Source organism: Shewanella sp. TB7-MNA-CIBAN-0143 (assembly GCF_040310065.1).
Classification (GTDB): domain Bacteria; phylum Pseudomonadota; class Gammaproteobacteria; order Enterobacterales; family Shewanellaceae; genus Shewanella.
The window spans coordinates 22049-33440 of record NZ_JBEOPL010000035.1 but is presented as its reverse complement, the minus strand read 5'-3'; the positions used below and the strand labels follow the sequence as shown (position 1 = coordinate 33440).

The window sequence follows — 11392 nt, the reverse complement described above, 5'->3', positions numbered from 1 at the left end:
TAATCTCCAGACGTTGAGCACTCTACGCTCAGCATGCAACAATAATCCGCAAACCGTTTTCTCGTGACGCAGTTATATAGCCTCTAGCCGCGAAGCGTTCTAGTACCTAGGCTTATAAGGTTTCTACCACTTTGGCTTAAGCGTTAATCAATGCTTTTAATGCGGGTGATACTTTAAAGCTGGGTTGATTAAATCCGTCAATTTCTATGGTTTCACCGGTTTGTGGATTACGACCTAGTTTTGGTAAGTAAAAACGTAATTCAAATGTACCAAACTGGGGGATGTAAATTTTTTCACCTTCTGCTAAACCTTGATGAATAACCGCTAGGATTTGTTCAAGTTGTTGCTTAGCTTGAACTTGAGGAATGTCCATTTTGTTGGCCATGGTTTGAGTGAGTTGTTTTTTATTCATGTGATTCTCTATTGCTTCAGTACTTCTTATTCACCTTATAACAATTCAGCATGGCCCTTCCTAGTTGTGTATTCATAAATTAATGTTAACTGGTTACTTTTCATCTAGATGATTAATTTTCACTGACTTAGGTAAGGCTTAGGTAGCGAATAGGTAACGCTTTGGTATTCACTTTTGTTGATTAATTGTTTCTTGCACCCAAGCACATTTATTATTAATCATAATGGCTATATTCATTTCACTTACGTGAAAAAACATGACAATATCATTGTGTGGGGCCAATGGGGAATAGCATGTTCAGCAAACTGAAACTGTCTGTAAACGTTAGCATAATGGGTATATTGCTTTTGTGTGTGTCGCCATTTGTGTTGGCTAACACTGAAGAGCAATACGGCAATTTGACTCAACATCTGCAATTACAGTATTTGGCTGAGCCCACAGCACAGCGGGCACAATATTTAGCGATATTACAGACAGGGTCCGCTGCTGAACAATTAGAATATATCGACAACATTCAACAGAGTGTGGCCGCTTTTTGGCATAATAAACAAGTACCCCTGCCATTTGATTCAATAGCTAACACCACTTCGTTACGTGATAAAAACATTGCACTGGAGCCTGCTGCAGATGATTACCTTGGGGTAATAAATGATCTGCGTAAGTTAATGTGGTTATCGCAAACGCAAGATTGGCCAACCATCACGCTTGAAGGGCTATTGCGCCCTGGAGATAGTCACCCAAGCATTAAGCAAATTAATCAACGTTTGTGGTTATTAGGTGATGCGTACGCATACCTTGCGGATGAAGATAAATATCAACCGGCTTTGGAGCAAAGTGTTAAACGCTTTCAGTCTCGGCATGGGTTAAAGGCCGACGCGGTTATTGGTCCTAAAACCTTGTTCTGGTTAAATCAAACTCCACAACAACGAGCCTCTTTATTAGCAAAAAGTTTTGTCGAAAAAACGACCTATTTAAGCCAGCTCCCTCAGTCTTATCTGTTGATTAATATTCCCGCTTTTCAAATGGTATTAGTCGATCAAAATGAAGTGGTGTTGACGTCGAAAGTGATTGTGGGTAAGCCATATCGACAGACTCCGGTGATGACGGGGCAAATTTCTAATATAGTTATCAATCCCACCTGGACAGTACCTCGACAACTTTTACGTAAGGATATTTTACCGCAAGTTAGATTAAATGGTGCTTACTTTACCGATAGACATTTTGATGTGTTTGATTATGAAGGTCATCGTGTCGATAAAACACCTCAACAGTGGCAACAGGCTGCAAAAGGGACATTCCCGTACAGAGTGGTTCAGCGCCCCGGTAACGGTAATGCATTAGGCCGTTATAAATTCCACTTTAACAATGACCAGAGCGTGTATTTACATGATACGCCAACACCTGAAATGTTTGCACATGTGGAGCGGGATGTATCATCAGGTTGTGTGCGAATTGAAAAAGTACAACAGTTAGCCGACTGGTTTGCCAACCATTTAGTTATTGATAAGCGTACTTGGGCTCATTTGCAGTCTAATCACACTCAAACTCAATGGTTTGCCTTATCATCAACCTTGCCTGTTCACATGGTATATTGGCGCGCTTGGGTCGATGAACAGCATGTTGCGCAGTACCGAGATGACATTTATCAATTAACCCCAGTAGAGTCGATGAAGTTATTAAGCCATAAAGTCACCAGTAACGATATTGTGCAATAATCATAATTGATGAAACAAAGTTAATGAGGTTTTACTTCATCCCTAAGTACTTGAGCTATATCACACTCTTATGTAAGTTAGTGTGTTTAATGCACATCTCAACATAGGCATACTTGCATTTATCAGCATTAATGGTTAATTTATTCGCCAGTTGGATAAAAAAGCAACAACGCAATGAAAAGCGCTGTGAAGATGAAATCGTGCTTTTAAAGCCGATAAGTATCGTAATTTAGATAATTTAAGTGGTGTATAAATGACAATAGAGTGCCTAACTCGTCGGCAGTTATTATTAGGCTTAAGCGGTGCCGCAGTGGTAACTCTGTTACCGAATACCGCGCAAGCAAGTCGTTCTACTCTTGGTGTTAAAGATTTACGTTTTTATAATTTGCATACTGGTGAAAGAAGCCAAGGAAGTTTTTGGGTTGATGGTCAATATCAATCAGAAACGTTGACTGAATTTAATCAAGTATTACGGGATCACCGCCAAAATTTAGCCGCACCGATTGATAAAAGATTATTTGAATATTTGTATAAATTACAGGTTACATTAGATAATCAAGATGAAATCCATGTTATTTCAGCTTATCGTTCACCCAAAACAAATCAAATGCTCGCATCGCGAAGCAATGGGGTTGCCAAGAAAAGTTATCACATGAAAGGCATGGCGATGGATATTGCCTTACCCGGAGTGAAAACTAAACACTTACGCGATGCTGCTGAGTCGCTTAAATTAGGTGGTGTAGGATTTTATCCTCGAGATGGGTTTGTGCATATTGATTGTGGGCCAGTGAGGCGTTGGGGTTAATTAATACCAATATCATTAAATATCTGGTCAGTTCAGAGTCTGTCAGGTTTTTCATTTCAAGGCGTATTGATGTAGAAATGGTTGTTCCCTTTTAAATCGATGCAACACAGAAGTGGCATACCTGAGAGACTCTATTCTGGCGGGTTTCAAAGTACTTTATGCTTCATTAGATGCTTTCAAAATACGACTGCATGGTCTATTTCCATAAAAATAAGACATTCCCACTATTCATGGCGGTCAGATGCTAGCGGTTAGATGCTAGAGGTAGAGTAACGCATGAGCTTGTTACCGATCATCACTATTTGTTTCAATCATCTGCCTTGCCTACAGCACTTTGAACTCCCGCTGAAAGAGCACATATTTAATAGGATTGGTATATCTTCTTGTGGGTTGATAATGGCTGTGGTAATATCCGCGCGCTTTATTTGAGTCATCGTTGGTCGAAAATGATGACGCCTTCATACTTTATTAATTATTAAGTGAGTGACTAATGTCTTACACAATCAACGCAGTAACCCGCACAGAAATCGGGAAAGGTTCGAGCCGCCGCCTACGTCATGCCGGTAAAGTTCCTGCAGTAATTTATGGTCCAGGTAAAGAGCCTGTATCAATCAAGTTTGAACACAAAGACATCATTAACATCCAGTTAAATGATGACTTTTACACAACTGACTTAACCGTTTCTATTGAAGGTAAAGAAGTTAAAGTTCGTGTAAAAGCTATCCAACGTCACGCATTCAAGCAATTGGTTGAACACATTGACTTTATGTTTGCTTAATCGCAAATGTGAAAAAAAAGCGCCTTAGGGCGCTTTTTTTATGACTGAATGTTTATCGCTAAATTTATTCTTATAATGCCAAATGCCAAATGCCAAATGCCAAATGCCAAATGCTAATCGATTTCGAAGCTATAGTAGATATCCAGTGATTGACTTAAGGTGCTAGACACACTCTCTAAATATAATTGTGAAAACAAATAATATCGTACGGTCATTTCATAACCGGGGTTAAATACTCCCACGCCATACTTAATCATTAAGTCTTCACCTATATACCCACTCACAGCCACTTTACCGTCATCATTAGTATCAAGTTGTACATTCGAAAATCCAAACTTTTCAATCAGTCCTGTCGCAGTACTGCCAATGCTATTCATTGCTCCACCATCAAATTGTGAACCTAAACTGAGCGCGGCTCCCATCATTAGTGAGTTACTTTGTTGGTTGGTTGTACTGGTAAAACCTTTACCCGTCAAAATATAAGAAAGCACCTCGGCTTGCTCTTTTGCTGGATTAGAGAATAAGGTGACCACTGGGCGCATTGGGGTACCAGTGACTCGAACACCGGCGGTGATATCGCTCTCTTTAATGTCTCTAGTTGCTTCTATATTTAGGTTTGGCAATTCTGTTGGACCAATAAATTGGACTTCACCAGTATTAATACTTAAGGTTTGCCCCATAAACTTATAAGTCCCTTTGTTGACTTTAATATCACCAAATAACATGGGCGGCTTAAAAGCTTGCTGTTTTAGTACCAGATCGCCTTCTAGCCTTCCCTTAAGACCCATACCATCAATAGTAAGGCGTTTACCGACACTGATATTCAAATCGGCTGTAACGGCGTAAGGACTGGTTTTAACGGTTTGTTCAGACACTGAATCGTTAAATACCACATCGTTCGATACCGCAACGCCTCCTTCAGCTAACTGAGTAATTTTTATTTGTCCTGATGGCACGTTGACGTTGCCTTTTATCGCAAACAGTTGCTCATCAAAGGTCATATTAATATCTGGAGAGACATTTAATATTGCCATTGGTGGTTGAATTACCGCTAAATTTTCACCCTTAATATCAATGTCACCACTAAATTTCCCTTGAGGCCAAGCAAGGGTACCTGTCGTGCTCACTTGCCCGTCACCCATATGCCATTGGCCATTGAGTTGTCCTTGCTGACCTTCTAGAGCCAGTGACAAGTACAGTTTATCGATTAATGTTGGGTTGGTGGATAAGGCAAATGCACCGTCACTGAGTTTAATATTACCCGAGACATTAGGGTCCATAAGGGTGCCGGATAAATTTAATCGACTGGATAACATGCCTTCTAAGGTTTCTAGCCTTGGAAAGAACTCTCCAAAAGGAGCGAGATTAAGTTCATTAACATTAATGGTACCTTGTAAGGTCCGATCGGGCGTGATGTTGACACTTAGTTGGCTTTGCCAACTTGCTATGCCGGACGAATCAAAACTCAATGAACTAGTAATTTGTTTCTCATCAAGCGATGCTTGTAATAGTAACTGCTGGTAGTCGATGCTGATGGTGTTGTTTTTGGCGCGGCTTAGCTTAATATTGCCCGGTAAAAGCGTAAACTGAACATTAGCAGTGGGCTTTTTACCTTTAGCCCAATTAACTTGACTGGTTAGCGCTGCTTCACCGCTCCAAGTGATTTTTTTAGACAACACTGGTGCCAATGATTTTCCGGGATTACCGGTAAAGGTGATATTGGCCTGGCCGGTGTGACCTAGATTAACATCATTGATTAAGCACAATTTATTGTGGGGATGCACTAAGCAAAAACTGCTTACACTGCCACTATGATTGAGCTGATCCCAGCTGAAGGTAATGTGTTTATCTTGTTGCCATTGCCCAAGAGCATTACTGATATTAAATTCTGTTAATGTGGCATTGATCTGTTGTTTATCAATATTACTACTACTGGCCATTTGAGTATTGATGACCACATCACCTTGAGTATTAAGTGTGCTTTGTTGTTGATGTTGATTGCCTTCACTGATGAATGCGATATCTGTCAGCTTATAGCTGTCCCATACAAGATTATTATTATGCAGTTCTATCCGATATTGATGCTGCGAATAAGGGCGATAATTAGCCAGTAAATCAAGGCTGTCAATTTTACTTCCTTGGTAACTGAATTGACTGATTTGCGCGTTAATATCCACAATTGGGTCGGCACTATTACCCGTAACATCAACTTTTGCAAAAATATTGCCGCGGCCGCCTTTTAGCCACTGACTGACATCGGGAACGCTAAGTTCGGCATCGATGTCCCATGTTTTGTCTGCTTGGCCATTGATGATTAATTGAGCGCCAAGGGCATTGGCCTGCAGATTTGTCGCGTTAATCGCAAAATCTTGATTTAATGAAATATCGCCTTGCAAGTTCAACGGGTATCCATTTAATCGACCGGTTAAATCGGCGTCTTGAATGGCCACTTGCCACTGCTTATCGGCAATGCTGCCCGTGCTATTAAAATGGCCACTGAATTTACTTTTGATCGGATTTTGCTGATTAATATAATCAATATATTGCAACTGAATGTCGTTGGTAAGCACATTGGCTTGCCAGGTTATGTCATCTTTATATGATAGCTGCCCAGTTAGATCTAGGTTGCCCGCGATTGACTGTAAATTGAGTTTATTGATGGTCAACTTTTGATTGTTGTTAACAACATCTGCAATAACTGCCAAAGTAGGGTGGTAAGGTGTTGTCAGTTGCCCTTCAAACCGCGCCACTTGGTCTTTTATATTACCTTTACTGGTAAAGTGGGTAATGTTGCTGGTGTACAGGGGGTTTTTTAACGGCCATTGCAAAGCGGCATCGGTAAGTGTTACTTGGTATTCAAGCGCCGGCGTGGTGAGATTAATGTCTGCTGCAAGATTGAAATGGCTATCGCCTTTAGCGATGGCGTTGATATTTAATTGGCTTAAGTCTTGGGTAAGATCTACACGGAGTTGTTGCTGTTGAAACCCTGGCAACTCAGGCAGATTTTCGACATTAGCAAGTAGTTTTAATGTCAGTGGATAATGATCGTGTAAGCTAATATCACCGATAACACTCACATCACCATCATCATGTTGAATGTCTAGTTGGGTTATCCCAAGCTGAAATTGACGAAAACTGGCAGCTAACGCGATATGGCTAAAATGGTCGTTGCGCTGGCCGATAATGAGCTGACTGTCGGTGGCATTAAACTGTCTCACATTGACAGGAAAAGGCATAAACACCTGTGGTAAGTTAGCCAATGGCCATGAAGTTTCTTTGGGTGCGGCGGTTTGGTTTGTTGCTTTATTATTTGGCTGAGAACGTGTTTGGCTTGTTGATGTTGCATCTGGGATGTTGACGATTAGCCCTTGGCTGGTGAGTGATTCAACCACAAGGCCAGCGTTATTCCAGATAGCTTGAGTCGTTAAATTGTCGGCATAAAAAGTCATACCATTAACATCTACATTAATATTGGCCAATTGGGCGTGGCTAAGATTAATACTAATCGGTAATTTAAGCTCGGTAAAGGGATCGACGATATCCCCCGTTTCAACGGTATTTTTGGTTACTGGAATATCATCACTGATAATGTTCACATCAATACTTGATGCCAGCAGATTTGTGACACAAAGCTGTTTGTTAATCAGACATGTTGGCAGCCATTTTAAAGTTAAATCATCAGCTTCGACGCTAATCCCTGGCATTGACCATGACAAGTGATGCAACGTTATATCATCATTTAAGGTGCCTGAAGCATATTCAACATCGATATCACTGACAAATTGATTAACGAACATCACCCCCATTTTACTGCCAAATGGGGTGCCCATGATGATGGCAAACAGCATCAATAATACCAAAGGGACATAAATCAGTATTCGGGTAGATAGCTTAATACTGCGCCAAATTCTTGCAGATAGACGGGTTGATTTAGGTGCTTTTTTATTACTTGGCTTGAGTGATTCCTCTGACTGAGCGTTTTGCTCATTATGTTGCAAAGTACTTTGTTCAGTATGTTTATCTATCATAAGTCAGTTCCCATTGTTAAATGGAAACGATATGAACGTGCAACTGTCTCGGTTTCTTTTAAGCCAAAACCTAGGTCCATTCGAATCGGGCCAATGGGTGATATCCAATGTAATCCTCCACCAACCGATACTACTGGTTCAAACTGCTGTGTATCAAAAGCATTACCAGCATCGACAAAGGTGGCAACTCGCCATGTCGGGGTTAGATAATATTGATATTCAATACTGCCAATTGCTAAGTAGCGCCCACCGACAACCTGTCGAGATAAGCCACCTTCACTGTTGGTGTAGTCAATGTAGGGACCTAATTCTTGGTAACTGTAACCTCGTATGCTTTGGTCGCCACCGGCAAAATATCGTAACGATGGCGGTATATTCGCCATATCGTTTTTATCAGCAATATTGGCTCCTAAATCGACTCGAGCAACAAAACGATGTTTATCGAATATAGTATCTACCCATTTAAATCGGGCTTGTAAACGTGCTAGGCGGATGGTGGATCCTAAGGACGGGTCGGCGTATTCAACACTGTAAGTTTGACGATACCCAGATTTGGGATCGAGCGTGTTGTCACCACGAACTGTTTTGGTGAGATTGAAACCCAACAAATAAAAACGTGGATCGTAATCTGTATCGAGTTGATTATAAAACTCTCTAACGGATTCAATTGAATATCCATGTAACCAATTACTTTTAGATCGCCTTTGACGCGTTAAGCCAACGAGATACTTTTTAGACTCTAATTGCCCGGTATTATTAAATTGGCGTTTATCAGCGTCGTAATCTTGGGTGACACCATAGGTGTCGCGTAATAATCCGAGTTTTATTTTCAGTTGATCATCTAAGGGGTGAGTTAACGGAATAGTATAAGTGGTTAAAATCTTAGGTCGCTCAGGTGACCATTCAGCAGTGGTTTCTTGATAATGGCCATAGCGATTGATTTGCGGCGTGCGCCAGGTGACTCGCACACGAGGATCAACACTGTTTTCTGTACTATTACCTATATCAGCACCTAAACCCACTTCAATAAGATGGCTAGGTCGAGGGCTTAGCTCAACTTTAATCGGAACTACCCCAGTATCTATTTTGTTTAGTTGTGGCAATACTTTGATATTACTAAAATAACCAGTATCTAATAAATTGCGATTAAACTCAGTTAATAGCTGTGTGGCGTAAGGCGCATCAGCATCAAAAGGAATCAATGATTCAACAACGTCATCATTGAGAGTACTGCCTTCAAAGTGAACATCACCAAATAAATAGCGTTTACCAGAATTAAACTGTAGGTTAATTTGGGCGGTATTTAAGTCACGATTAATGTTGATTTCTGATTTGGTGTATTGACCATCAAAATATCCTCTTGCCAGCGCTAACGTGATCAACTGTGATTTTATCGAATCATATACACCGTGGTTTAAGGTATCACCAGGTTTTATTTTCAAGCTATTAAGCCACAGCGAAAAAGTATTATCTTGGAGCATGTCACCTTGAAAATTAATATCCACCCATTGAATAATGACCGGTTCGCCTGGGGTTATATTGAGGCTTAACTCCCAAGGGCCTTTATCATTCTCTTTGACATCAATATCTAAAATTGCATGGTAGTAGCCCATGGATTCAAGGGCATCATGGGTGTTATCGTCAACGGTAAATAAAAATGCTCGCCGCTGAACATCGTTATCTGGCAGTGTGCCTAAATGAGCAAAAATGTTCTTTTCAATTTTTTTCGGCACGCCGGTAACGTTAATCGTTAACCAATTTTCGTCGGCCAGCACCAAGCCTGACATCAGTAATGTCAACGAAAGTAATAGGAATTGGCTAATTTTAAGGCGTTTTGTCGACAAGTTAAGCTAACTTTTCCAAAATTGATGATGATGACCATTGTCGCTACAAAGTATAAAAGTCGCAAGGATATGATTGAAATTACAAACAGAAATGGTTACAAAGATAAACCACCTTCAAGGATTTTTCTAACATGAATAAATTATATTTAACGATTACGCTATGTTTAAGCTTAACGTCCAATAGCAGTTTTGCTAAAGACGATACACCTTTTACTATAGCAATCCATGGTGGCGCCGGCACTATTTCAGCAGCCAGTCTAAGCCCTGAGCAAGAGAAAGCCATTCGCGACAAACTTAAACAGGCAGTTGATGCCGGATATAAAGTGTTAGATAAAGGCGGCGACAGCCTCGATGCGGTTCAATCTGCGATAAATGTGTTAGAAAATAGCCCATTATTTAATGCAGGGATTGGCGCTGTTTATACCTTTGATGGTGGCCATGAACTTGATGCCTCCGTCATGGACGGTAACACTATGAATGCAGGTGCCGTCGCTGGGGTTAAACATATTAAAAACCCGATTGATTTAGCAAGAAAGGTGATGGAAAAATCACCCCATGTGATGCTTTATGGACAAGGGGCGGAAGAATTTGCGCTAACCCAACAATTTAGTTTAGTGCCTAACAGTCATTTTGATACCCCACATCGTTATGCACAGTTGCTTGATGCTAAGGCGAGTATCATTGAAGCCGAGCAAAATAATGGCGGAGATTATCAGGCGTCAGTAGAACAGTTAAAAGCCAATTATAAATACGGCACCGTGGGTGCTGTTGCACTTGATAAGCAAGGTAACCTTGCTGCAGGGACATCAACTGGCGGCATGACAGCAAAACGTTTTGGCCGTATTGGTGATTCTCCGGTCATTGGCGCCGGAACGTATGCTGAAAATGGTGTCTGTGCGGTATCTGCAACAGGGCACGGTGAGTATTTTATCCGTTATCAAGTGGCGGGTGACATATGCGCTAGAGTTAAATACCAACAAGTATCGATTATTCAAGCGGCTGATGAAGTCATTAATCAACGTTTAATATCAGCTGGTGGAACTGGAGGCGTGATAGCAATTGATCAGCGTGGCAATATCGCAACGCCATTTAATACCGAAGGTATGTATCGTGCAACTCGAAGCAAAGGCCAAGCTGCCACAGTCATGATCTGGCGTGACAAGTAAGTCCTAGCTGTGATGATAAAGACCGATTAAAACAATCGGTTTTATTTTCTATCCACTGAGCCATTATTGACTAAACTTAAATTAAGTCAGTACTTGAATGTTGATTCATTTTGAATTGATTGACGAGATTTATTAAGCACGTAGTCAATTAGCGTGCATTTAGGGGGCAATATGGATTCAATAAAAATTAAAGATCACATGGATAGACGTCCGATACTGTTAACCGCAGATATGTCACTGGCAATAGCGGTTGAGAAACTACTCGAAAGTAATAAGAGCGGCGCGCCAGTTGTGGATAGTGTTGGAAAGTTAGTGGGGTTCTTATCCCAACAAGATTGCTTGTCAGTGATGTTAAAAAGTAGCTACCACTGTGATATGACCAGTACAGTGGCAGATTGTATGAAAAGCCCTGTATTATCAGTTACTCCCGATGAAAGTATATTGGAATTAGCTGAACAAATGTTAGGCTCTAAACCAAAAATTTATCCTGTATTGAGTGCCGGAAAAGTCATTGGAACCATTAATCGGACCAATGTGCTTAAGGCGATGAATATTTATATGCAACAGTGTTACTTATCTCCAGCTTAACAATCGTTAAAATCAATACCATTCTGCTGTTTTCCTTGCTAGGATCGCTTTTTTTG

8 protein-coding genes are annotated in these 11392 nt (G+C 40.7%); 5 read left to right on the top strand and 3 right to left on the bottom strand.

All coding sequences use genetic code 11. From position 1 onward, the window contains the following. Positions 1-136 precede the first annotated feature (136 nt). Positions 137-412: an HU family DNA-binding protein gene (locus AAEY97_RS20455; RefSeq protein ID WP_101086764.1), complete on the bottom strand. Its 276-nt coding sequence runs from the start codon at positions 410-412 to the stop codon at positions 137-139. A 293-nt stretch (positions 413-705) separates the two neighbouring features. Between AAEY97_RS20455 and AAEY97_RS20450 the strand changes: the two genes are divergently transcribed. From AAEY97_RS20450 to rplY, 3 genes are all read left to right on the top strand, one after another. Continuing rightward, complete coding sequence (locus AAEY97_RS20450) at positions 706-2127, top strand: L,D-transpeptidase family protein (RefSeq protein WP_351001133.1); 1422 nt, start codon at positions 706-708, stop codon at positions 2125-2127. Positions 2128-2380: 253 nt separating this feature from the next. After that, on the top strand, positions 2381-2932 hold the full coding sequence (mepK, locus tag AAEY97_RS20445) for a peptidoglycan L,D-endopeptidase MepK (RefSeq protein WP_101086766.1): 552 nt from the start codon (positions 2381-2383) through the stop codon (positions 2930-2932). Positions 2933-3422: 490 nt separating this feature from the next. Next, on the top strand, positions 3423-3710 hold the full coding sequence (gene rplY, locus AAEY97_RS20440) for a 50S ribosomal protein L25 (RefSeq protein WP_011636915.1): 288 nt from the start codon (positions 3423-3425) through the stop codon (positions 3708-3710). Positions 3711-3823: 113 nt separating this feature from the next. Here rplY and tamB read toward each other — a convergent pair whose 3' ends face one another. Together tamB and AAEY97_RS20430 are read right to left on the bottom strand one after the other, a co-directional pair. After that, positions 3824-7738 (bottom strand): autotransporter assembly complex protein TamB, encoded by a 3915-nt coding sequence (gene tamB / locus AAEY97_RS20435; protein ID WP_351001130.1) that lies wholly within the window; start codon positions 7736-7738, stop codon positions 3824-3826. Then, positions 7735-9525 carry an autotransporter assembly complex protein TamA gene (locus AAEY97_RS20430; RefSeq protein WP_351001136.1) on the bottom strand — a complete coding sequence of 597 codons (1791 nt, stop codon included), beginning with the start codon at positions 9523-9525 and terminating at the stop codon, positions 7735-7737. Before AAEY97_RS20430 ends, tamB begins: the two co-directional genes overlap by 4 nt. A 188-nt stretch (positions 9526-9713) precedes the next feature. Here AAEY97_RS20430 and AAEY97_RS20425 point away from each other — a divergent pair, with 188 nt between their 5' ends. Beyond that, positions 9714-10748, top strand: a complete 1035-nt coding sequence (locus tag AAEY97_RS20425; RefSeq protein WP_351001127.1) for an isoaspartyl peptidase/L-asparaginase family protein — start codon at positions 9714-9716, stop codon at positions 10746-10748. 171 nt (positions 10749-10919) lie between these two features. Next, positions 10920-11336: a CBS domain-containing protein gene (locus AAEY97_RS20420; protein ID WP_182744032.1), complete on the top strand. Its 417-nt coding sequence runs from the start codon at positions 10920-10922 to the stop codon at positions 11334-11336. Positions 11337-11392: the final 56 nt, after the last annotated feature.